The following is a 22,688-nucleotide window of genomic DNA, read 5'->3' as shown; positions in this document are numbered from 1 at the left end:
ATGGTCAACCCCCTTGAAAATAAACATGCGGCTGGCTGTTCCAACAGGAGGGGCTGGCTGAATAATATTGGGAATACGTGGTACTCCCTATTAGTATGATTGGAAATAACGGTTCTTAGGTGCGATAAATAAGGTCTGTTTTTTTTACTCCTTGATAGTATGTTTATTGAAAATGATCAGATGGTTCAGTCCGGTTGACCAGTTGATCTGTCATGGCGGCGTAGTGCGTACCAGATAGTGGCCGCAACTACCCCGCCCAGGGACAACCAGGACAAGGCATCCCATAGACCATCGGCCAGCAGGGCTGAGATGAGACCAATACTTGAAAGCAGGGCCAGCAGTGCAGGCACGGCAAAGATTTCCTGCAATGTGCGGGTTCTGATTTGGTCGTGTTTCATGTATCCGCTCCTGAAGGCAGGCGTGTTGGGCGTCTGCTTGGTCTGGTTTCATTTGCTGATTGCCGACGCCACCACAAATACAGTCCGCTACCTAATACGACCAGGGTAATCAAATCAAGTAGCCCCCAGAGAATTTTCAAGGGCAGGCCACCATAATCGCCAAAATGCAGCGGTTGTGAAATCAGCAGTGTGGCCAGATACCAGGGCAGTGCCGGTGCAGCGGTGATGGCAGCGGTATGGGCATCCACCAGGACCGGCTGCAGCAACCGCGCGGTCAATGGTGTGTGGCCACGCATGAAGAAGGTGACATGATGCGGGCTGGAAAAGGTACTGCCGGGAAAGGCAATGAACGAGACCTGCTGGCCCGGTGTTTGTGCCCGGGTGGCCAGCAGGCCCTGCTGCAGCGGTGCACGTTCGGCTTCGGCCGTGACCGGTTGACCTTGATAGGGAGCCAGCAACGTGCTGAGCTGATCGTATTGCCAATATTTGATGGCCAGATCGGCCCAGGTATTGATCATGCCGGTGGCGCCCACTACCAGTGCCCAGATCAGCGTAGTCATGCCCAGCAGATTGTGCAGGTCCAGCCAGCGGGTGCGCGGGGCATGGTCATGACGTACTGTACCGAAGGCCAGCTTGCGCATGAAGGGTGCGTAGAGCACGACACCGGTGACGATGGCCACCAGCAGCAGCAGTCCCATGAGGCCGAGAAACAATTTGCCGGGCAGGCCGGCGAACAGGTCCACATGCAGCCGGAACATCACATACATGAAGCCCTCTCTGGTGTTCGGTTCGGCCAGCACCTGGGCGTTGCGCGCATCTACCACGACCGATTTGAAGTCGTCCTGGCTCTGCGGCGTCGGTGTCAGCGTGATGAACCAAAGACGTTCGTCGTCGTGATCCAGCGAGGCAAATTGCACTACCCGCTCCGGATAGCGCCGCCGTGCTGCGGCGATGATCTCGTCAAGGCTGGCTGGTGCCCCGGGCGCTACTTGGTCTGGCGCGCTGATGGCGCTGCCCGATAAATGCTCGATCTCCTCGTGAAAGATCAGCGGCAGGCCAGTCAGACACAACAGCAGCATGAAGATCGTGCAGATCAGGCTTGACCATTTGTGCAGCCAGCGCCAGCCGCGCAACTGGGCCGGTGTCATGATGGCCTCCTGACGCTGGGGTAAGGGAAGCGTGCAATCGATGCGTGCGGTGGGTGGAACATGATCGAGACTTGTTAGACAGGAAAACTCAGAACCGGTAAGTGCCGGTGAGCATGACATTACGCCGTGCGCCGTACCAGCAGTCGCCGCGTCCCAGGCAGGTACTGACAAATACCTTGTCGGTCAGATTGGTGACATTGAGGGCATAGCGCCAGCTGCCATTGTCCCAGCCGAGCATGGCATCCATGAGTGTCAGGGCGGGGGTGGTCGGTGCTGGATCATTGCGAAATGCGCTCATGTAGCGTACGCCCAGTCCGGCCGAGAAACCGGAGAGGCCCGCAATCTGAAAACGCCATTTGCCCCATGCCGAGGCGACATGCTTGGGCAGGGCTTCGAGCTGTTTGTCCAGATCGGTGTAGTTGTACTGCGCAATCAGATCAAATTGTCGACCCAGGCTGGTCTTGGCTTCCAGTTCCAGGCCACGGGTCTTGGTCTGGCCGCTTTGCAGCTGGTTGAGTGGATTGGTCGGGTCACTGACCTGGCGGTTTTTCTCTTTCAGATCATAGACGGCAGCATGCAGGGACAGTTTTTCATCGGCAGGCGTAAAGCGCACACCGATCTCGTTTTGCTCGCCGCGCTGGGGGGTGTAGCGTTGCCCGTAAAAGTTCAGGCCAGCCACTGGCTGAAAGGATTCGCTGTAGGCGATGTAGGGTGACCAACCATTGCCGACGTGGTACATCAGGGCAAGTCGTTTGGTGGTGGCGCTGTCGCGTTCGTCGGCAGCATTTTGCTGGGAGCTGACCACCCGGCCACGGCGCAGGCCAGCAGTGAGCTGCCAGTGTGGGCCGAATTTGATCTGGTCTTGCAGATAGATGCCGAGCTGACGCTGGTCGAGATCGGCATCGGCACTCAGTGCCGGGATGGTGAAGTTGCCATAGACTGGCGCGTATACATCAAACAGGGCAGCGCTGCCAAAGCCGCTTTGTGCGGTTTCCTTGTAGCGGCTATAGTCCAGACCGGCCAGCAGGCGATGTTCGAGCGCACCGCTGACCACTCGGCCCTCGATATTCTGATCAAGCGTCAGGGTCTGCAAGTCGCGTTTGTTGATGTAGATCGCGCGGATGATATTACGCTGGGCCGGGTCCGTAACCAGCTGGCCGCTGGCATCGGGCAGCACATAGGGGTTGGTCGGATCAAGAAAGTTGCTGAGTGGGTAGAGTGTCTGGTAGCTGCCTTTGCCGCGTGTGTAACGCGCGTTCTGACGGATTGTCCAGTCATCATCAACATGATGTTCGAGCAGCCAGCCCAGGCTCTTGCGGCGCATTGTGTATTCATCGAAACCTGGCTCGCTGATGAAACGGCTGGTCGGGATGGTGCCATTCGGGTTGGGTAGCCGCACGCCTGACCAGGGCAGGAAGGTGGCCGACGAGCCGGTGTCGTCCTGCTGAAAATGAGCCTGCAGGGTCAGGCTGGTACGGCTATTGGGTTTCCAGGTGAGCGATGGTGCGAGCATCAGCCGGTCATCCGGTACGTGGTCAACCTGGGTGTCACTCTTGCGCACCGTGGCGATCAGACGATACAGCCATTGACCGTCGTCGCTCAATGGTCCTGTGAAGTCGGCCTGCAGTTGCCTGCGATTAAAGCTGCCCAGCTGCAGACCGATTTCGCGTTGTGCTTCGGCCAGAGGACGCTTGCTGACCATGTTCAGCAAACCGCCGGTGCTGCCCTGACCGTACAGGACGGATGCCGGGCCGCGCAATAGTTCGACCCGTTCCATCGAATACGGGTCGGGGCGCGGTGTATTGTTGTAGCCAAACAGCAATTGCAGACCATCGAGATACTGGACCGGATCGGCACCGCGGACGCGGATCCAGTCACCCCGGCTGTCTACACCATAGGCGCTGGCACGTGCGCCAGCGGCATAGAGCAAAATGTCGTTGAGCGAGGTAGCACCCTGGTCTTCGATCTGATCGCGTGTGATCACGGTGACTGACTGCGGCGTTTCTGCCAGGGTCGTATCGGTCTTGCTGGCGGTGATGCTGCGCCGGGCACGGTAACCTTGAACGGGACTGCTGGCCGATTCCTGTTCGCTGCGGGCCTTGACCCGGACTTCGGGCAGACTGCTTTCTCCGGCTGACGGTGGGACTGTCTGGGCGTGTAGCATTGAGCTGGTCAGGCCCAGCAATATGATCATGGCCTGATACAGTCGACGTTGTTGCCATATGACCGGCGCGGTCGAGGTGTCATGGTGCTCTGCAGGAAAAACCGGTTGAGCGATAGTGAAGTGTGTGGATGTATTTGTAGAACTGGTCATGACCAATCTCCCTGAAACATGCGTGTAATGGCTGGCTGTTCCGGTTTGGAATGGCTGACTCGAAATCTGGAAGTGCGCCGATTTCTATCAAGAAATCAAGGTACTCCCTATTGGTATAGTTAAGAATAACCTTATTAGGTGCGATAAATAGGGTTCGTTTTTTTTACTCCTTGATAGTATTTTCCTGATCCAGACGGGATCGGGATTGTTGTTGTCTGCGCTCAAGAAAGCGTTGCATGGGTTCCCCGGGACGACGACGAGTGCCACCCGGAATGAATTGAACTGGCTCGATGAACCAGATCAGGTTGCGATGGCAATCCTCAATGATGAATTCCTTGGTACGCCAGGGTTTTTCGGCGAGTTGCCCATTGGGTGCAATGATTTGCAGTTGCTGGCATAGCTGGTACAAACTTTCAATGCTTTGCAGCATGATGCGACAGCTGCTGCGTGTTGGCTGAGCGGTATCCGGATCGAGCCAGAAGTGCAAACGTATCCGGTCACGGTTCAAACCAATCAGTCGGTCGCTACGAAACTGCAGCTTGAAATTAAGCGTTTCATAAAACCTGATGGTGGCATCCAGATTATCCGAATGGAGTACGGGTATGGCACTGGTCAATACCGAGGGTAAGTGGTGGCCGTTGACTGTCATGATGACTGTTCCAGATGAAGACTGATGAAGGAAATGGGTGAGTCAGTGAGATGTTGAATCAGCGATAGCGGGATGCAGCCAGTCATAATCGGGGCACTTGTTTAACATGCGATGGTTCGTCCTTGAGTCAGTGGTAGTATCACGGGATGCTGTGATATCGGATGTGGGGTAATGATGGACTGGAAGCCCAGACATTCTTCAATCACTGCTGGCGTCATCAATGCCTGCGTGGGGCCGCTATAGCGTACCTGGCCTTGTTTGAGCATGATCATGCGATCCGCATATTGGGCTGCCAGATTGAGATCGTGCACAATCAGCAGAACGCCCAGCTTGTGTTGGGTCAAGGCTTGGATCTGCTGTAATACCCGGTGCTGATGGGCAATGTCCAGGGCAGCAGTCGGTTCATCAAGCAGCAAAAAACGTGGTGTCATGAGCGCGGCATCCTGCCTTGAAGATGCGGGCGTGATCTGCGCATAGACCCGGGCCAGATGTACCCGGCAGGTTTCACCTCCTGAAAGGGTGGTGACATCGCGGCGGGCCAGATGCTCGACGTCAAACAGTGCCAGTGCCTGCTGCACGACTTCACGGTCGGCAGCACAATGGTTGCCGCCACCATGTGGAAAACGGCCAAGCATGACGACTTCAAAGACGCTGAATGAAAAATGCAGACTGCTGGATTGCGGCAATACGGCACGTTGCCGTGCCAGCTGCTGTGGAGACCATTGCGACAGTGGTAGTCCGTTGAGCAGCACTTGCCCTTGGCTGGGCAGCAGGCTGCCTGCCATGATCTTGAGCAGGGTGGATTTACCCGCTCCGTTGCAACCGCATAGGGCCACTACCTCGCCGGCATGCAGGCTCAGGTTCACCTCATCGAGCAAAGTGGTGAACAGTGTTTTGTAGCTGATACTGTGTAATGTCAACATGAGACGATTCCTTCAGAAGCGGTGCAGACGATGGCGTTCGCGATAGAGCAGTAGCAGGAATACGGGGGCACCCATCATGGCAGTCAGCATGCCGATCGGCAGTTCGGCCGGGCTGACCAGGGTGCGCGCCAGTGTGTCGGCTATCAGTACCAGCAGTGCACCGAGCAGCGCACAGGCTGGCAGAAGGATGCGATGATCCGGGCCCAGTAGCAGGCGAATCAGATGGGGAGCGACCAGGCCGACAAAACCGATCATGCCAGTCGCCGATACCAGGGTGCCGACCAGAATGGCAATCGCCACCAGGAGCCGTTTTTTGGTTTGATCGACGGCCATGCCCAAATGCTGTGCTTCGCTCTCGCCGAGTGCCAGTACATTGAGTGGTACGGCCATGCGCAGCATGAACCAGCCAGCCAGCAAGACTGGCATGCATAAGACGCCGACCAGATGCCAGTTGCCATTGCCCAGGCTGCCAAAGCGCCAGAAGGTCAGGGTGCGCAACTGTTCGTCATTGGCCATGAAAGTGAGAAAGCCAATGCCGGCTTCGACCAGTGCACTGATGGCAATACCGGCCAGCAGCAGCAAGCCCAGTCCAACCTGTCCCTGGTGCTGCGCAAAGCGATAGATCATGGCACTGACCAGCAGGGCACCAATAAAAGCGGCCAGTGACAACATATAAGGCCCGCCATGTTGCATCAGCCCGGGTAAAAGCCGGTTACCCAGCACAATCATCAGTGCGGCACCCAGGGCGGCGCCACTGGCCACGCCAATCAGGCTGGGATCGGCCAGCGGGTTGCGAAACAGACCTTGCAGCACCGCACCAGACAAAGCCAGCCCGGCTCCGGTCAGCAAGCCCAGCACAATGCGTGGCAAGCGTAAGTCCAGCACCACCAATTGTGTGGCAGAGCGGGCGGCGGCGGGGGTATCTTGCCAGAGCACATCGGCTAGCGTTGCGATTACCTCACCGGCGGGTATTGACATGGCGCCACTGCCACAGGCCAGCACCACCATCAATAATAAGGCTAGCCCCAATGTCAACATGACCAATCCGCTTAAAGGGTAATGCAATCTGTGGCGGCGCGGCGCCGGCGAGTCTGCCGGGTCGCCGCCTGAATGAGCGGCGGGCGGCGCGATGTCGCCAGTGCCGGTAGCAGGTGCCGCAGTGGCAGGGGTAGTCAAGGCACGGGTGTGAAAAGCAGACATGGGCGCAATCAGATATTTTGAGCAATGCGCCAGAGCACACCGGAGGGATCAATCAGTACAAAATCGCGCATCCCCCATGGCTGGTTTTGCGGGGCTACGGTCCGAGTGGCAAATTGTTCAATCAGCCCGCTATCCTGTACATGTTGCCACCAGTCGTCAACCTGCTCGACCAGCAGATGCATCATGAACTGATTGGCGTGCTCGGCCACATAAAAATTCTGCAATAAAAAACTGCAATTGCCATGGTGCAGATAGGCGATTTCGTCGGAACTGAATGCCACTGTAAACCCCAGTTTTTGATAAAACTGCTTGGATAGTTCAAAGTCATGGGCGGGCACAAAGGCTTTGATTTCAACACTGCTGAGCTTAAGCGACATGAGCGGGTTTTCCATAAATGTGTGCGTTCAGTTCATTGATGGCCTGTGGCAATCGCGGGCCAAAGCCCAGCAGATACAGGGAATCCATGGCGATGACACGGCGCTGTTTGCCAGCCGGTGTGAGCGCCAGACCGGGTTGTTCCAGCAGGCGATCAATGCCGCCCATCTGCTGCAGACCTTCCTGTGTGGTGAGAATCAGTTCGGGTGCTGCCGTGACGGCGGCTTCGGCGGTCAGGGGTTTATAGCCATTGAATTGTTTGCCCAGTGCGGGCTCGGCACCGGCATAACGCATCACGGCATCGGCGGCAGTCTGGGCACCAGCTACCATGGCCTGATTGCCTGTGTGGCTCAAAATGAACAGCATGGCGGGTCTGTGCGCGGGTTTATCCTGCCGGGTCATCTGCCATTGCGCGATTCGTTGTACCTGTTGCTGGGTCTGCTGCTGCCAGGCCAGGTCAAAGCGTTGTTGCAATTCGTTTCCGAGCGATGCCAAACCCAGTGACTGGCCGACCAGTTGGATCTTTTTGCGGACTTCTGCCATGCTGTACTCGGTGCCAGGAGGATGGCTGATCTGCTCTATGCGAATTCCCAGTTCACGCAGTTGTTTGATCACCGTCGGTGGCCCGGCTTCTGCGCCTGCCAGCACCAGATCAGGCTTTAATGCCGCAATGCCTTCAGCGGCCAGATTGCGCTGATAGCCAATGTGTGGCAATTGATTGGCGGCATCCGGATAGGTACTGGTGGTATCACGGGCAATCAGTCGGGACTGTGCGCCCAGTGCGTAAACGATCTCCGTCATGGCACCACCAATGCTGATGATGCGCATCGTGCGCTGTGCTGACGCCGGCCAGCTGATCACACTCAGACCCAATGCGGCAATCGTCAGGCGCCGCTTTTTGTCGATCGCTTGACTCATGATGCCAGGGGGATAAGTCGTGCTGTACTGCTGCGCCAACGGGTCAATTCAGCTTCGCCAGGTTGACGTACCCCAAAAAACATGACCAGGGTGTTACCGGCATCGTCAAACAGTTCGAGGGATGTCACCACACCATCGACGGTGGGTTTTTTTACCACCCAGCTTTGTGCAATCAGATCTTCACGCAGATGCAGATTGAATCCCGGGTCAAGGATGTTGAGCCAGTTATTCATGATCCGTACGGTCTTGATGGCGCCGCTATGTATTTGGATCATGCCCGGATTGCCCACAAATACCATGATGGGAATGTCATCCTGTGCAACCTGCTGCAACAGATCACGGGCAGATTGATTGCTGACCTGGTAGGCCAGTTCCGTACCTGCCAGAGACAATGCCTGGGTACGATGCAGATTGAAGTTTTTCAGCAGTGTGACAAACTCGTGGGTGTCCTGCATATTGCGCCATTGCTGGCGAAAGGATTCAATCAAGGCCTGATCCAGGGTGACGGGTGCGATGGTGCTGACCGGAGCTGGTTCAATGGCAATATGGGCGGGTTGTTCAGGTGCCCGGTATTGCGCAACCAGGGCTTGGTAGGCAGTCAGATTGCTTTGCTCCCGCAAATAGATTTTATGAAGTGCAGTACCCGATGCATCAAAAAACTGCAGACTATGCTGCCTGCCTTTGGCATTGCTTTCCGTGACGGCAAAACCATAACGCCAGCGGCTGTAGAAAATTCGCAGATCAATCGCCTGGCCCAGTGCCAGACCAACAGGCCCTTGATGACTCATGTTTTCATAGCAGCCATCGACTTCGTGCACTGCGGCCTCGTTGCGTGTGAGTGCCATGACGTGTCCCAGGGTAGGGATTTGTTCCAGCAGTTCAGTAAACCCCTGACCGTTGTGGGGACGTAACAGGGTGGCTTGTGTGGGCAGGCTGTCATCAGCGTTGACAAAAGCTGCGACAGCCTCGGCTTCCGAGATCTGCAAGACGATGGCAGCATCGCGCTGGCGCAGATTTTTTTCGTGACGTAACTGGAGCAGGCGGTCACGCAGTGTGACGTGGAAATCAGGCCTGGATTCAGACAGTGTGTCGGAAATGGGTGTATCAGAAGTCGCAGTGGATGAAGTGTTCATGAGTCGGCTCTCTTATTGCAGTGTGGTTGCAGCGGCATGACGGATTGTCATTGGACTGCTGGTTTGTGTGGTCGTCTTGGCATATTCGATCCAGCGCGTCATCAGGTGAAAGCAGATATGCTGAAATTCTGGTGAAAGCAGCGGATTTTGAGACAGCAGCTGCAGGTGCCGGATGATGTGGCTGCTGATTGGCGACGCAACCGGACCGGCATGGTTTTCAATCAACCAGCTCATCATGTGCAGGGTCTGTGACATCAGATATTCCGGATTGTCGACCTCACTGCCGTGATCGGTGATGGCACAGGGTTCTTGATAGTGACTCATGATGGGCTCCTAATATTGAAATTTTATGGCGATACTGACATTGCGGCCAGCAGCGGTATAGGCATCCTTGAATACGGAGTTGGCGGCTAGCCCACGTACATCTGACCAGTACCAGACTTTTTTGTTGAGCAGGTTGTAAAAGCCCAGATTGATGCTGATATGGCGATTGAATTCATACTGGCCAAAGACATCGATCAGTGTCGATGCCGGACTGGCAAAGTAACTGCCGCCGCTGGCATTGCGTTGATCGATATCGGCTGATTTTTTGGCCATATAGTGTGTCAACAGTGTTTCCAGCATCCAGGGATGATTGGATTCAGTGCGTGATTCATAGCGCAGTCCCAGTACGGCTTTGAGTGGTTCTATGCTGTTGAGTGGGTAGTTGCCGGTTTTTTCATGACTGCTGCCCTTGGCATAAGCCAGTCCGGCCTGGCCTTGCCACGTCTGGGTGATTTGTGTCGTGAGTCTGGCTTCCAGTCCATGAATGCGAACATCATTGAAATTGATATTCTGATAGATCAATGGGTTGCTGGTCTGACCGGTACCGCCAATCACCTGCTGTGCAATGAAATCCTTGTAGCGTGCCGAATAGATTGCCAGCGTGTAGCTGCTCTTGTCAGCCTGTCCTTTGAGACCGAGTTCCAGGCCTTGACTGGTTTCTGGCTTCAGATTGGGGTTGCCAATACTGGTATAGCCTGACGCAACATTGGTAAAACCATTATTGACCTGTTCTGGTGTGGGAGCATGAAAGCCTTGGGCGTACTGTCCATAGACTTTCAGCGCCGGGTTGATGTCAAACATGGCAGCCAGCTTGGGCGACAGTGCCTGATCGTTGCTGCTTGCCGAGGGCAGCACATAGAGTGGGTCGGTCTGTGGTTTCAGACTGTATTCATCGTAACGCAGGCCCGGAATGACTGACCAGGCACCCAGACGGATTTCGTCTTGCAGATACAGTCCCAGCAGGGTGTAATCGGTCTTGGGAAACGCCTTGGCAGGAAAGGTTTCGCCAAATGGCGCGACAGTGCCATTGCGCAGACTGTCGATGACGCTGCGACTGGTATCCAGACCATAGCTAAGACGATGCAGTGCCGATGTCTGATTACCCCATTCCTTCACAAACTGGCTGGACAGACCCAGCAGGTTCTGTTTGTACAGATTGTCACGAATCCGGTCGGCGCTGATATTGCGATCTTCATTGCTGATTTGCTGATTGCTGCTGTCCTGATAATAGACGGTGGTTTGCAGACGATCAAACAATGGGGTGGCCTGGCCGTCATACAGATAGTCCAGACTGAAGCGCTGTCGCCGGATGCGATCTCTGGCGTTCAGATCAAGTACGCTGGCAGCAGCCAGTGGTGGGACTGTCAAGGTGTTGGTTGGATTACTGCCGGTGGGATAGCGGATGGCCGATAATACGTGCGTGTCAATCTTGCGTTCCAGCTGCTCGGCCGTGAACTTGAAGATGTGATTCAGATTGGACTTGGCTACCCACTTCGCCAGGATATAACTGGATGAGGCGTCGGCCGGATTGGCCTGGTCACGGGTAAAGTCGGCATTGGCACGACTGCCCATATTGTCAGGTTCATGGCCTTTGCGCAGCGTGGTCAAGAGCATGGCCTCATAGGCCGTATTGCCAATCGCAGCGATGGTGGTCACACCAAAGGACCGGTCTATCGAGTTATAGCCTGGCTTGATGGCGATATAGGTGTCTTTTTTGAAAATGCGCAGATAGTCGGAAGGGTCCTTGGTGATAAAGTTGAGTGCCCCACCAAGGCCGTCACTGCCATACATGGGTGAAGCTGGGCCACGCAGCAGTTCTACCCGTTTAAAGGCTTCGACATCGACGTAATCGAGCCGTCCGGTCGCTTGTGCGCCAAATGAAAAGGCATTGGGCAGGCGAATACCATCCTGCAAAATCAGCACCTGATTACCTTCCAGCCCACGAATATTGATGCCTTCATTGCCAGCCCGACCGGTAGCAGCGCCAGCTGCCTGAAAACGATTGGGGGAACGGCGTACTGCGACGCCCGGTTCAAAGCGAAACAGCTCCTTGACATCCTGGGTCAGTGTTTCTTCGATCTGACGGCTGGTGATGACGCTTAATGATGCTGGCAGGGCATCGGCACGGTTTTCTGTGCGGGTGCTGCTTACCGAGATTTCGTGCAATGGCGTGCTTATCTGTGCCAGACTGGTGTCGGCCCATGCCACGGTGGCTGTGCCGCAGGCGGTCATAGTCAGAATGCTGCTCAGGAAATAATGGATCGGGCTGAGTCGAGCGTTTGGTGACGGTTCATCAGTGGTTGATGAATGCGACAAGATGCCGAGATCGGCAAGCAACATGGTTTTCTCCTGAGAATGCTGCTTGCTGGCCATCATATGGCTTGCTGGCAATGGACGGATACTCCCGTCAAAAAAATGAAAATTTCAATCTGTTTAGCGGCTAAGTGCTGATTGATGTCCACAGTAGATAAAAAAAAACTGTAGGGGGTATTAAAAAAGGGTTTGGCTGGCAGCTTTTTGTTTGGAGGAGACGCGACCTGATCGTCACAAAAATCTTGAGCTGGCTTGTTTGCCCCGAGTGGACAAACCCCAAAATGCTTCGCCTGTAATCATGGAACAGGCGAATGCCCCACACTGTGCTATCACTTACTTGGTCAGAATGAGTTTGCCAAGTCGGGTGGTACGTAATTGATACACCTCGCCATTGTGTGTGATGTGAACCAGCGGCTGTCCCTTCAATAACGATTCGCTGCTGACAGTTGGATGAACGGTGGTAACGAGGTTGTGGTTCATGAGTGCTGTTTTGACCAGTGGATCAATGGCGGTGAATGTAGTTTGTTTCATCATCATAACTCCGTAATGATAATTATTACTATTTAAGATCGAAAAAATAGGTTTGTGAGATGCTCAGGAACTGCTCCCGAATCATCTTTGGGATAGTCTGATTGGCTGTGCACGGTGTGTTTGTTGTGTGCTTGCTTTGTAGCCATAACACTTGATCGGTCACATCTTTCAATGACCGTATCGTGGTGGGGTGTGTCTGGTCGGCCACTGCTGATGCAGTTCTGCCACTTGAATTGGTTGTGCTTGCGCAGGGCTGCACGCAGCGTTCACAGGCTGGCAGTGCCAGTTGCAGGCGCAGCTTGACATTGGTTGCGGTGGCCCGGCAGCAAATGCAGCGTAAGCCAAATTGCTGCGCCAGCTTGCCGAGTTGTTCGATGATCGGGCCGGGCAGGGAGTCAGAAAACAGTATCAGCAAATCGATTTTCTCGGTCAGGCGATCAGGCAGCTGGCTTTGAATATGCGATAGGGCATCGACTGCATCACTGACATGCCGTTTGATGGTAATACCCATCTCGCCCAGTACCATAGGAATCGCGCCCAGTACTGATGCACCAAATAACAGGGCATTCAGGCCATTGTACGGGGTTTGCAAGCTGGTTTCCGGCATGATGACTCCTTTCAAGACAAGGACTGCTTCAACGCTTTTGTTGCGGGTCGGTCACAAAACCGATTTTGCTCAGGCCGGCATTATTGGCCGCTGACATGACTTGCGCCACGCTGTCATAACGGACATTGCGATCAGCTCGCAGATGCAGTTCAGGCTGCGGATTGAGCTGGGCCGCCTGCACCAGAGCCTGTTGCAGACCGGTGTCATCCAGCAGCGCTTCATTCCAGAAAACCCGGCCGTCAGCATCAATGGCGATATTGATATTCTGTGGTTTGGGTTCATCAGGCTGTGTGGCAGCCTGAGGCAGATCAATCTTGACGGCGTGGTTCATCACCGGGATGGTGATGATGAAAATGATCAGCAGTACCAGCATCACATCGACCAGCGGGGTCATGTTGATGTCGGACATGTCAGCATCATCACTGCTATTCGTATTAAAAGCCATGCTGATTCCCTCGCGTTTCAGGCGTGCTTGAGCGGTGTGACGCGGATTTCAGTTTGCGGGTTGGTGGCATTTTTACCAACTCGGCTACCGGTCACCAGATAGGCATGCAGATCACGCGCAAAGCCATTGAGCTTGTTGATGATGCCTTTATTGCTGCGATTGATGGCGTTGTAGCCGAGTACGGCAGGTATGGCGACGGCCAGCCCGAGTGCCGTCATGATCAGTGATTCACCGACTGGCCCGGCAACTTTGTCGATACTGGCCTGACCCGAGGCACCAATTGAGATCAGGGCATGATAAATGCCCCATACCGTACCGAACAGACCGACAAATGGTGCAGTGGAACCCACCGAAGCGAGTACGCCCAGGCCGCTGTTGATGGTACTGACGGTGTCATCAATGGCGCCCTGCAGACTGCCGGTAATCCAGTCGGATATGTCCAGCGTGTCATGCAGATGTGGCTTGCTGTCACGATGGTGCTGGGCGGCTTCAATTCCGCTGCTGGCAACAATGGCAAAAGGGTTGTCACGGGCATCGCCCAAGGTTGTCAAGCCTTCTTCCAGCGTGGCGGAATGCCAAAAGCGATGTTTGGCTGAGTTGGCTGCCTTTTTAAGCCGCAGCAGATCGAGTGTCTTGACGATCATCACAAACCAGGATAACACCGACATGATCAGCAAAATGATTGCAATGCTGCGGGTCACAAAATCACCCTGTGACCAGAGACTGCCTAAACCGTATTGATCCACAAAAAACTCCTAAAAAATATCATCAAAAAAGTTGAAAACTCATCAATCAGTCAGCCATCAAGACTAAATGAAATGGGTACCACCACTGATACCGGGATACCATGACCATCTTCAATATAAGGTTTGTACTGTGCTTTGAGCACAGCATCACGGGCGGCTTCATCCAGTCGGGCAGAACCACTTGAGGTGATGATGCTCGCCTTTTCGGCATGGCCATGTTCGTTGACAATGACCCGCAATACCACTTTACCCTCTTCATTCATGCGCCTGGACAGTGGAGGATAAATGGGAGCAGGGGCACGAATGTATTCCACGCCACTAATGATTTTAGGTGCCGGCGGCGTGGGTGGTGCTGGCGGTGCCGCTGCAACTACTGGCGCCGCCGCCGGGGAAGGGGCAGGGCTGGGCTCCTCTTTGCTCATTGGTACTGTGATTGCAGTTTCGCTTGGGGTGTTATTGACTACTTTGGGGCGATCTGGCACAAAAGTTTGTTTAGGTGTTGGTTTGATCAGGGGCTTTTCTTTGGGCTCCACTTTCTTTTCGGGGGTGGGAGGCGCTTCAATAATTTTGGGCGCTGGTGGCGCTACCAGCGTTGCCATGATTTCCTTGGGAACGATCTGCTCTGCAATACGCATCATCAGCCCTGACTGGAGTGCGTAAAGCAGGGCAATATGAAGCAATACAACAAGAAGCAGTGCCTGGATTCTGCGTGCGGAGAACATAGTGGAGTCAGTGTTTGCAGTCTCTTGCCGGAGACGTGTTGCAATGGTGAAAGGGTAAGCAAGAGTGCTCATTGTATTGCCTCTGCAAATATCAGATAAGTAAGTGATGAGTGATTGCAGCTGACGATCTATTTATGGGCTTCGACTGTCAAGGGCGCGGACGAAGCAACCGATTTGTCTTTGAGCCATGCGTACAGCAACCATACACCGGGAACCAGGATCAGGCCATAGGAAAGCCATTGGCCATACTGACCCTGCGGGCTCCAGTCTTCGGTCGCCTCATGCCAATATTCATTGTCCAGCAATGGCAGAACACCACCTTCTGAATATTCATGAAAGGCGTAGATCACCAGTTGGATCGAAAAGAGCACCATGAAAATGGCAGTGACCTGAAAGAAGCGCGACAGGTTGACCTTGTGACCATATTTACCCCAAGCCATCGCCATTAGACCGGCCAGTGCCACCCCCACCAGACCACCCCAAAGCAGATGCTGCAGGGTTTGATTGACTGCCAACGAAGCCAGCATGGTGGCTGTTTCAACTCCTTCACGACCGACCATCAGCAAGGTAAAACCAAACACAGCCAGATAAGCCTTACCGTGTGATTGATTTTGCGTACTGCCTAGACGGGTGTCGATTTCCTTTTTCATGTGCTTGCCCATCTTGAACATATGCACAGTACAGTAAATCACGAGGATGGCAGCCAGTAAAGCCAAGGTACCTTCCCAAACTGGCGTCAGCGCGCCAATGCGTGCCAGAATAATGCCCAATCCGATGGATAGCACAATGGCTGCGATCAAGCCACCCTTGACTGCGCCAACCAGTTCCCCGCGGCCGCTCTTGCGCAGATAGGCCATGGAAATGGCAACAATCAGAAAAGCTTCGAGGCCTTCGCGCAGGGTGATCATGAGTGTAGAAAACATGACTGCTCCTTAAATAAATCTAAATGATAATGATTCTCATTATATTGGAAATTTGCTAAATGAGAAGTGTTATTACAAAATAATCAAATAATGACTGGCTTTTTCCAATTTCGTCCCCGGCTTACGTGCAAAGTCAGTGCCACCGGTAACAATAAGCCGATTGACCAATGTAATACGGACCAAATCGGTCGACTGGTTTCACTGCTCAGGTAATACAAAACATAGCCAGTCAGGGTCAAAGCACTCAATATCACAATCAAACTCCAGCCGGAATCTTGATTGCGCTTGACGGATAAGGCGCGCCGGATATGGATATTCAACAGACTACCCACAAAAAACAGGGCGAGCATGGCCGCAGCACCATGCATTTTCATTGAGAGAGGTTCGACAGGATGAATGCTAGGGCCGAATTCGGTTTGTACCTGCAGAAAAAAATGGGCGAGCAACCAGCCCAAGCCAGTGGCGAACAATGTGATAAAGGTGACATAAAGCACACGTCGGTGCCAGGTTTCCAACTGTAAACCCGAGCCGCTGCGCTGGCTGGGTTGGGTAATGGGATGATGATGTAGACGATGCTTATGAGTACGCATGACAGAGTCAGTCGAGATAAATAGCGTGGGCAGAAAATTGTTGCAAAAGTGAATGATAAGCATTTTCTGTCGCAATGACGACTTTAGTCAGCGCATCAGCCACCATGCAGCTTTCTGCTACAACGCTGGCGCTGCTCAATTTGATGACGGCCTGCAGATTTATACCATTCACCAAGGCGCTGACTTTGTCATCGCGCAAGGTCTTGGCAGAAAAATAGGTGCCTGATGTAGCCATTGCACGATTTTGTAAGATTTGTGGGATCGGCGGTGTGTCGGCAAAACGAGGGTGACGAATCCATACGGGTATCGCCGATTCACCCATGCAGCGCAAATCGCCACCAGCATTGATGCAGGCATGATGGACACCTGCCTGTTGTAGCGCAAATAAAGCCTGATCAACTGCAAAGCCTTTGGCAATACCACCAAGATCAATCAGACAGGGTTGTCGTTTGATGACTGATTGATCAGAGGTTAGCCATAAAGCCTCATGCGCTTGGACAGGATTATCGGATGAAGATGATGAGGCAATGTCGGGCAAAAATTCCCACGCCACCATGCGTGGTGCACAGGCAATATTAAATAGTCCACTACTGGCGCGACCGATCAAGAGTGCGGTTTGTAAAACTGCATAGGTTTCGGCAGCCACCTGGATAGGTGTATTTAATGTTGCTTGATTGATTTTACTGACATCACTATCCGGTGCATGAAAGCTCATCAAGGCATGGTCGCGTGCAATACTGGCAAAAGCCATATCGAAAGCGATGTTATCAAACACCTCATCGAAAATGGTGATCTCGACCAGCGTACCAAGCCAGGGTTGGGCGCGCCGTTTCATTTTTGCTTGAGCATGATCTGCGCCAAGGCAGCAATACGACGCACCCCATCGGTAATATGGGTACATGACAATGTGGCGCCGCTGATATTGGCAATACCATTGCCAACCACCAAACCATCCTGCACATGTTTGCCGACAAACTGTTTGCGCCAGGCGGCATTACGGATTTCAAAACCATGACTTTCCCGGTAGGCCAAAATTTCAATCTGCCTAATGCTGGCATCCGGGGCAATGCCCACCGCATAACTGATTAATTCAAATTTGCCAATGACGTCGTCAATGACTATATAGCCCAGTAATGTCGTGTCTTTATAAGCGCTAAAAACCCGCCAGCTTTGGGAGCGGGCGGGCAGGGCAGCTAGCTGTTCGATCTGTTTCATCTGTTCGGCACTGAGTTGCAGATTATTGTCCTGAAACTGGGTTGCTTCGGGAAACAATACACGTTGCGCTTCTTCTGCCGTCAGATATTGGGTAGCCCAAGCCGATGTACTTGCCGTAGCAAGTACGGCCAACGCTGTCAGGTTGCTATACCGTTTTTTCATCAGAATGAGTAACCAATTCCCAGGTCAAGTCTGTCACGAGTCTTGTCCTGACGAAACTTTTGATAGTCGGCTTTTAGCACTACGCCTTCACTAAGCCACAGATTGGCACCAAGGGTGGTAACTTTTTCGTCGGGGCCACTGCTATTACCTAAACCAGCAGGGAGCGAGGCATAGCTCTTGGCCGTATTGTATTGCTCATAGCGAATAAAGGGGCTGAGTTTGTAATTACCCGATTGCCACAAGGCGTAGGCAGCCTGGGCATACCAGCCCTGGAAAGAGGCTGGTATCAGGGTCGGATTGCCTACCAATGTCAGATTGATTGCATCGGTATTACTGATGGTACCGCGGGCATAGAGAGCTGACAGATCCCAGGCACCGAGGTTGTAGCGCGCATGCAGATCCCACAAGGTGACACGGGCATCATTGGCAGCAAAACCGGCTGTCTTGTGACCAGCCTTGCCGGTAAATATACCGCCACCCAGCAGCAGGCCGGGTACACCGCGCCAGTTGAGCGCACCAAAGACACTCAGATCGCGTGATTTGGCCAGTTGGCCTTCCTGGTGAATACTACCCAATGGGGATTCGAGTCCATCGGTACCGGCAGCGTCCCATTTGGTCAGATTGAAACCGGTTGTCAGGCCGGCATCCCATGTCAGACCATTGTCCATGGTGCTGGATACCGAAGCCCCTGCTTCACGCCAGGTTGAAGGAATGATGGCAGTTTCAATAAAATTGCGCTCGACGCCGTAATAGGCGGTTGGCTCGTGATTGGTATTGAGCAGACCCAGTGGAATCAGGAACAGACCACCTTTGGCGCGCAGGCCGTTGTCAAATTCACGCTCGATGTAAATTTGTTCAACTTCTGATTCACCGCTATCGTCAGCTGAAACAATAGCGTGCTCCCATTCAAACTCGGTAACCAGTTTGGTTTTGTCGTCAAAGCGATGCTGAAGGCCAATGACGGCACGACGTACATCGGCTTGCGCCTGGCTGGCGTCTTTAGGCCGGTTGTAATTGATTTCACCATAACCGGTAATCACTGTTTGTGGTGTGCTGCTGACCGGGGCCGTAGCGGTGACGACTGGTGCGGGCGCTGTCTGAACGATGATTGGCGCAGGTGCGACCGGGACAGGTCTTGCAATCAGAACTTCCTGTTTCTGTTCAACCACATCGGTTTTCTGTTTGGTGGCTTGCAGCTCGGCCTTGACTTGCTCCAGTTCGGCTGCCAGTTTTTCAATACGCTTCAGCAAGGCTGCTTCGGAGGCTTGCGCTGCCAGTGGCAGGCCAAGCATGGACAGGCTGAGTACCAGGGTCTTGGGAATGAGGTGATTTTTCATGATGGCGATGGTTAAGTTGAAAAGGGGCTATCTGATGGTCAATCAGGGTTTGTAGCCGTCGGTCAGGGTATTGAGAAACTGGATCACGTCGTCGATTTCAGTGGCATTCAATGCGGCCACGCCACCACGTTGACGGTTATAGGGGACTTCGGTGATGTTGACGTTGCCCTGATATTGCGCTGGCAGATCATTGAATTTGAGGACAGTGCCATCTGCCGCTAGTGGATACCATTCTTCGGGATTGATATCGCGCCGCACATAAAAGCCCAGTGTGTCACGCAGATTGGTAAAGCGACCGTTGTGGAAGAACACCTTGCGGGTAGCAACATTGCGCAGGCTGGGTACTTTGAAGGCGCCGCAGAGGGCTGCGCTGCTACTCAGGTCGGTACGATCTGGTCCACATAAACCGAGGTCAAAGTAACTGTCGTCGGCCGTGGCAGCAATCGTCGTATTGCGTGGTACACCAAGATTGTCATAAGTAAAATCAGTAAATAATGGCGGGGAGCCGTTACTGCCCTTGGTACTGGGATGGCAGCCAATGCAGTTGCCTTTGGTAGGATTATTGAATAGTGCCAGACCACGTAATTCAGAGTCGGTCAATGAAGACTTGCCTGCCAGAAAGGCGTCGTATTTGGAATCAAAAGGATGGAAGTCGCTGTCTTCCAGTTGATAGGCTTGCAATGCTTGCTGCACCCGGTTTAAGGCTGTGTCGGCATCATCCAGAATACCGGCACCATAGACCTTGCGAAAAGTTTCCACATAACTGGCTTTCTTGAGCTTATCAATGACGTTGGCGGCAATCTCATTGGCCATCTCATGTGGGGCAAGAAAGGGGCGCTGGGCCTGTTCGGCCAGACTCTGAGCGCGACCATCGCGATTAAAGCCGCCGGTTGGTGTGCCTTCCTTGTCAAAGAAAAAGGCTGGTGTAGTATTTAAATAACGTAATGACGGTACAGCTCGAAATCCTGGTACGTCCAGATTGGGGCCACCGAGTTGCACCGATAAATCATTGCTTTGTGCATGGGCATGGGCTGGATCATGGCAGGTGGCGCATGACATTTTGCCTGAGGCCGACAATGAAACATCCTTGAAAATCTGTTCACCGAGCTGTGCTGCTGGACTCATGCTGACACTGACGGTTTCACTGCTATTGCTGCTGGTGCCACCACCGCCACCACCACAAGCGTTGAGCAGTGGAACTATTGCGAACAAGAGAATTAAACGACTAGCGCAACTTAAGCGGTCAATCCGCAGTCGTTGACTTGCACGAATGATGTTGTCTCGCAAGCGTGGTAAGGATAAGTATTTCATGATGGTCCAGAAAAAAGGCAAAAGGAAATCGCACAAGCCACAATGAGGCTAATTAACAGTTCCATAGTCAATTCCTGGTTGAGATTGCTGGCTGGCGCTGTTTAGTTCAGTGGCTCGCTATTACTGTCGTTGATTGGGGTTTACTAATTAATTTGTTGTTATGGTTCGAAGCAGTATCAAATATTTAGCCTGGCATGTTCAATGGATTGGCGTGTGTGATGGCCATGATTGGAATGATGCGACGTGGCACCTCTTCTTGCCTGGCGCGCTCAACCGTTTGATGAGTTTCAACCATGGCACGAGCAGCACTCTCGCATTTGCCGCAGCAGGTAGCCAGACCCAGATCAATTTGCAGATCATCAAAAGTTTCTGCCATGCCTTCTTTAAGGGCCTGGCGAATGTGGCGCTCTGATACGGCTTTGCAAACACAGACAATCATGTCATTACCTTTAAAGTGAAGCGGCGCGGCGTGAGTTACTCGAAAAGCTTGCCGGACTGCATAATCAATTATAAATAATATAGCCAATGAGAATCATTATTATTCAATATGATAAAAAAAACAAGTAAATAAGAATCATTCTTGATAATGTTGGCTTTGCTTCAAACTTGACACTCAATCAAGACAAACTTTACTTGCAGCTTCTATATAGAAATTTACGTGCCAAGGGCTCGATTGGAGATCTGTGTGGGCAGAAGTAGTGAGGGAGGGATTGAGGGGGTAGTGAAGGGGTAGTGCGGTAAAAGTACTATGATGATCGTGAAATTAGATCAATTTAAGGGGGTATGCACAAAATAATACTTCTCAAGTGCTGATTTATTGATCAAAATAATTTACTGGTGTAGAGTATATTGGCGCATCGAGGTGGCTGATGCGCCGTTGCCGAGTTGGTCCAATCAGCTTGGAATGTCAGCACCGCTCTGTTGATAGTTTTGAATACCCACTTTAGCGATCAGATCAATCTGGGTTTCAATCCAGTCGATGTGTTCTTCGGTATCGTCCAGAATTTCCTGAAAGACATCGCGCGACACATAATCACGGACGGTTTCGCAATAGGCGATGGCATCTTTTAGGGTGATTTGTGAACCCAGTTCAATTTGCAGATCACTGTTCAGAATTTCTTCGGTGGTTTCACCAATCAGCAGTTTGTGCAGATCTTGCAGGTTGGGCAAACCGTCGAGCGTAAAAATCCGTTCGATCAGTTTGTCGGCGTGCTTCATTTCTTCAATGGATTCATCGTATTCATGTTTGCCCAGTTTGGTCAGGCCCCAGTGTTTGTACATGCGTGCATGCAAAAAGTATTGATTGATGGCGGTCAGTTCATTTTTGAGCTGGGCATTGAGAAATTCGATAACTTTTTTATCGCCTTGCATGGTTTACTCCGATCAGAAAACAGATTCAACCACTATAAACGGAATAAATCTCAAAGCCAATAAGATTCCTTGTCGAGCATGTCTTTTGATGCTGAGATTCGTATTGCAAAGAAGAATGATTGGCATTAAACCATGGTGACCCTTATTGAATATGGTTGATCCGGTCAGTCCTGACGGGCATTGATTCAATACCATTGACGTAAGGTTGTAAATTATTCAAATCAGGTAATTGCCGAATCTGATGCGCAAACGAGTCGGTCGAGCCGCTGGTAGTTAAACGCAATAAATTGGTTGAGGGACTTGGTTGAGGGAGAACTAACTGATGCAGTTCAATCAGGTCTTGTACACGTCGGGCGATGGCTTGCGCGGGATTGACGATGCGAATATCTGTGCGGCCCATGCTCGCAGCCAGTTGTGTGATGGCATCGCGAATAAACGTATAGTGAGTACAGCCCAATACCAAGGTGTCAGCGCCAGCTTTCAGCGCGGGATGTAGATGAGTGGCTATCAAGGCCTGACCATGATGCTCATTTTGCATACCCTGTTCAATCATTGCGGCCCAACCGGCACAGGGTTGCATGATCAATTGTGCCTGGTCATGATATTGATTGGCCAGTTGCTGAAATTTCTCCGAAGCAATCGTATTTTCAGTGGCAAGCACCCCCACGATCTTATTACGTGATTGTTCAACCCCGGGTTTGATACCAGGCTCAACACCAACAATTGGCACTGAATATCGTGTGCGTAAATCTGCAATGGCGATTGCCGTGGCAGTATTGCAGGCCACCACGATCAGTTGTGCGCCTTGGGCAATTAAATGATCACAGATGACAATGCTGCGGGCTTTGACGTAGTCGGCGGATTGATTGCCATAAGGTGCAAAGCCCGAGTCAGCCACATAATGCAGCGCAGTCTGGGGCAGGGTATTGGCAATCTCGGACAGAATGGACAGACCGCCAATACCAGAATCAAAAAGGCCAATATTATTCAAGACGGGCTGCCTGGCTGGTCGCACAAAAAATGAACAGATGGT

The 22,688-nt window shown here is 52.7% G+C and carries 25 protein-coding genes; all 25 read right to left on the bottom strand.

Annotation, left to right across the window (positions count from 1 at the left end):
• Window positions 1–185: 185 nt before the first annotated feature.
• Window positions 186–398, bottom strand: coding sequence for a hypothetical protein (locus ACMYR3_RS10665; protein ID WP_424191938.1), 213 nt, complete (start codon window positions 396–398; stop codon window positions 186–188).
• Window positions 395–1,546 carry a PepSY-associated TM helix domain-containing protein gene (locus ACMYR3_RS10660; protein ID WP_424191937.1) on the bottom strand — a complete coding sequence of 384 codons (1,152 nt, stop codon included), beginning with the start codon at window positions 1,544–1,546 and terminating at the stop codon, window positions 395–397. Before ACMYR3_RS10660 ends, ACMYR3_RS10665 begins: the two co-directional genes overlap by 4 nt.
• Window positions 1,547–1,634: 88 nt before the next feature.
• Window positions 1,635–3,740 (bottom strand): TonB-dependent siderophore receptor, encoded by a 2,106-nt coding sequence (locus ACMYR3_RS10655; RefSeq protein ID WP_424196468.1) that lies wholly within the window; start codon window positions 3,738–3,740, stop codon window positions 1,635–1,637.
• 283 nt (window positions 3,741–4,023) lie between these two features.
• Window positions 4,024–4,509 (bottom strand): hypothetical protein, encoded by a 486-nt coding sequence (locus ACMYR3_RS10650; RefSeq protein ID WP_424191936.1) that lies wholly within the window; start codon window positions 4,507–4,509, stop codon window positions 4,024–4,026.
• 101 nt (window positions 4,510–4,610) lie between these two features.
• A complete protein-coding gene (locus ACMYR3_RS10645; protein ID WP_424191935.1) occupies window positions 4,611–5,432 on the bottom strand; it encodes a heme ABC transporter ATP-binding protein in 822 nt (273 codons plus the stop codon).
• A 12-nt stretch (window positions 5,433–5,444) separates the two neighbouring features.
• Window positions 5,445–6,632, bottom strand: a complete 1,188-nt coding sequence (locus ACMYR3_RS10640) for a FecCD family ABC transporter permease (protein ID WP_424191934.1) — start codon at window positions 6,630–6,632, stop codon at window positions 5,445–5,447.
• An 8-nt stretch (window positions 6,633–6,640) separates the two neighbouring features.
• Entirely contained in the window at window positions 6,641–7,009 is a 369-nt protein-coding gene (locus tag ACMYR3_RS10635; RefSeq protein WP_424191933.1) for a VOC family protein, read from the bottom strand.
• On the bottom strand, window positions 6,999–7,925 hold the full coding sequence (locus ACMYR3_RS10630; RefSeq protein ID WP_424191932.1) for a heme/hemin ABC transporter substrate-binding protein: 927 nt from the start codon (window positions 7,923–7,925) through the stop codon (window positions 6,999–7,001). Before ACMYR3_RS10630 ends, ACMYR3_RS10635 begins: the two co-directional genes overlap by 11 nt.
• Window positions 7,922–9,058 carry a hemin-degrading factor gene (locus tag ACMYR3_RS10625; protein WP_424191931.1) on the bottom strand — a complete coding sequence of 379 codons (1,137 nt, stop codon included), beginning with the start codon at window positions 9,056–9,058 and terminating at the stop codon, window positions 7,922–7,924. Before ACMYR3_RS10625 ends, ACMYR3_RS10630 begins: the two co-directional genes overlap by 4 nt.
• Window positions 9,059–9,070: 12 nt before the next feature.
• Complete coding sequence (locus ACMYR3_RS10620; RefSeq protein ID WP_424191930.1) at window positions 9,071–9,382, bottom strand: hypothetical protein; 312 nt, start codon at window positions 9,380–9,382, stop codon at window positions 9,071–9,073.
• Window positions 9,383–9,391: 9 nt separating this feature from the next.
• Window positions 9,392–11,722: a TonB-dependent hemoglobin/transferrin/lactoferrin family receptor gene (locus ACMYR3_RS10615; protein ID WP_424191929.1), complete on the bottom strand. Its 2,331-nt coding sequence runs from the start codon at window positions 11,720–11,722 to the stop codon at window positions 9,392–9,394.
• 306 nt (window positions 11,723–12,028) lie between these two features.
• Complete coding sequence (gene hemP, locus ACMYR3_RS10610; protein ID WP_424191928.1) at window positions 12,029–12,232, bottom strand: hemin uptake protein HemP; 204 nt, start codon at window positions 12,230–12,232, stop codon at window positions 12,029–12,031.
• A 22-nt stretch (window positions 12,233–12,254) separates the two neighbouring features.
• Window positions 12,255–12,833, bottom strand: coding sequence for a hypothetical protein (locus ACMYR3_RS10605; protein ID WP_424191927.1), 579 nt, complete (start codon window positions 12,831–12,833; stop codon window positions 12,255–12,257).
• A gap of 28 nt (window positions 12,834–12,861) precedes the next feature.
• A complete protein-coding gene (locus tag ACMYR3_RS10600; RefSeq protein ID WP_424191926.1) occupies window positions 12,862–13,278 on the bottom strand; it encodes an ExbD/TolR family protein in 417 nt (138 codons plus the stop codon).
• 17 nt (window positions 13,279–13,295) lie between these two features.
• Window positions 13,296–14,024 carry a MotA/TolQ/ExbB proton channel family protein gene (locus tag ACMYR3_RS10595; protein WP_424191925.1) on the bottom strand — a complete coding sequence of 243 codons (729 nt, stop codon included), beginning with the start codon at window positions 14,022–14,024 and terminating at the stop codon, window positions 13,296–13,298.
• Between the two features lie 50 nt (window positions 14,025–14,074).
• Window positions 14,075–14,746 carry an energy transducer TonB gene (locus ACMYR3_RS10590; RefSeq protein ID WP_424191924.1) on the bottom strand — a complete coding sequence of 224 codons (672 nt, stop codon included), beginning with the start codon at window positions 14,744–14,746 and terminating at the stop codon, window positions 14,075–14,077.
• Between the two features lie 128 nt (window positions 14,747–14,874).
• Window positions 14,875–15,669 (bottom strand): FTR1 family iron permease, encoded by a 795-nt coding sequence (locus ACMYR3_RS10585; RefSeq protein ID WP_424191923.1) that lies wholly within the window; start codon window positions 15,667–15,669, stop codon window positions 14,875–14,877.
• 83 nt (window positions 15,670–15,752) lie between these two features.
• Window positions 15,753–16,259, bottom strand: a complete 507-nt coding sequence (locus ACMYR3_RS10580) for a DUF4405 domain-containing protein (RefSeq protein ID WP_424191922.1) — start codon at window positions 16,257–16,259, stop codon at window positions 15,753–15,755.
• Between the two features lie 7 nt (window positions 16,260–16,266).
• Window positions 16,267–17,094, bottom strand: coding sequence for an FAD:protein FMN transferase (locus tag ACMYR3_RS10575; protein WP_424191921.1), 828 nt, complete (start codon window positions 17,092–17,094; stop codon window positions 16,267–16,269).
• A complete protein-coding gene (locus ACMYR3_RS10570; protein ID WP_424191920.1) occupies window positions 17,091–17,636 on the bottom strand; it encodes an FMN-binding protein in 546 nt (181 codons plus the stop codon). Before ACMYR3_RS10570 ends, ACMYR3_RS10575 begins: the two co-directional genes overlap by 4 nt.
• The gene (locus tag ACMYR3_RS10565) at window positions 17,636–18,973 is read right to left on the bottom strand and encodes a hypothetical protein (RefSeq protein WP_424191919.1); all 1,338 of its coding nucleotides are present in this window, start codon (window positions 18,971–18,973) and stop codon (window positions 17,636–17,638) included. The genes ACMYR3_RS10570 and ACMYR3_RS10565 overlap by 1 nt, the downstream gene beginning before the upstream one ends.
• 42 nt (window positions 18,974–19,015) lie before the next feature.
• The gene (locus ACMYR3_RS10560; protein ID WP_424191918.1) at window positions 19,016–20,284 is read right to left on the bottom strand and encodes a cytochrome-c peroxidase; all 1,269 of its coding nucleotides are present in this window, start codon (window positions 20,282–20,284) and stop codon (window positions 19,016–19,018) included.
• Between the two features lie 184 nt (window positions 20,285–20,468).
• A complete protein-coding gene (locus ACMYR3_RS10555; RefSeq protein WP_424191917.1) occupies window positions 20,469–20,723 on the bottom strand; it encodes a (2Fe-2S)-binding protein in 255 nt (84 codons plus the stop codon).
• A gap of 455 nt (window positions 20,724–21,178) precedes the next feature.
• Window positions 21,179–21,655 (bottom strand): bacterioferritin, encoded by a 477-nt coding sequence (gene bfr, locus ACMYR3_RS10550; RefSeq protein WP_424191916.1) that lies wholly within the window; start codon window positions 21,653–21,655, stop codon window positions 21,179–21,181.
• Window positions 21,656–21,797: 142 nt separating this feature from the next.
• Window positions 21,798–22,646 (bottom strand): glutamate racemase, encoded by an 849-nt coding sequence (gene murI / locus ACMYR3_RS10545; protein ID WP_424191915.1) that lies wholly within the window; start codon window positions 22,644–22,646, stop codon window positions 21,798–21,800.
• Window positions 22,647–22,688: the final 42 nt, after the last annotated feature.

It is taken from the genome of Ampullimonas aquatilis, from assembly GCF_049675895.1.
Taxonomy (GTDB): domain Bacteria; phylum Pseudomonadota; class Gammaproteobacteria; order Burkholderiales; family Burkholderiaceae_D; genus Ampullimonas; species Ampullimonas aquatilis.
Note: the sequence above shows the minus strand (reverse complement) of the source record. Positions and strands in the feature narration are given on the sequence as shown.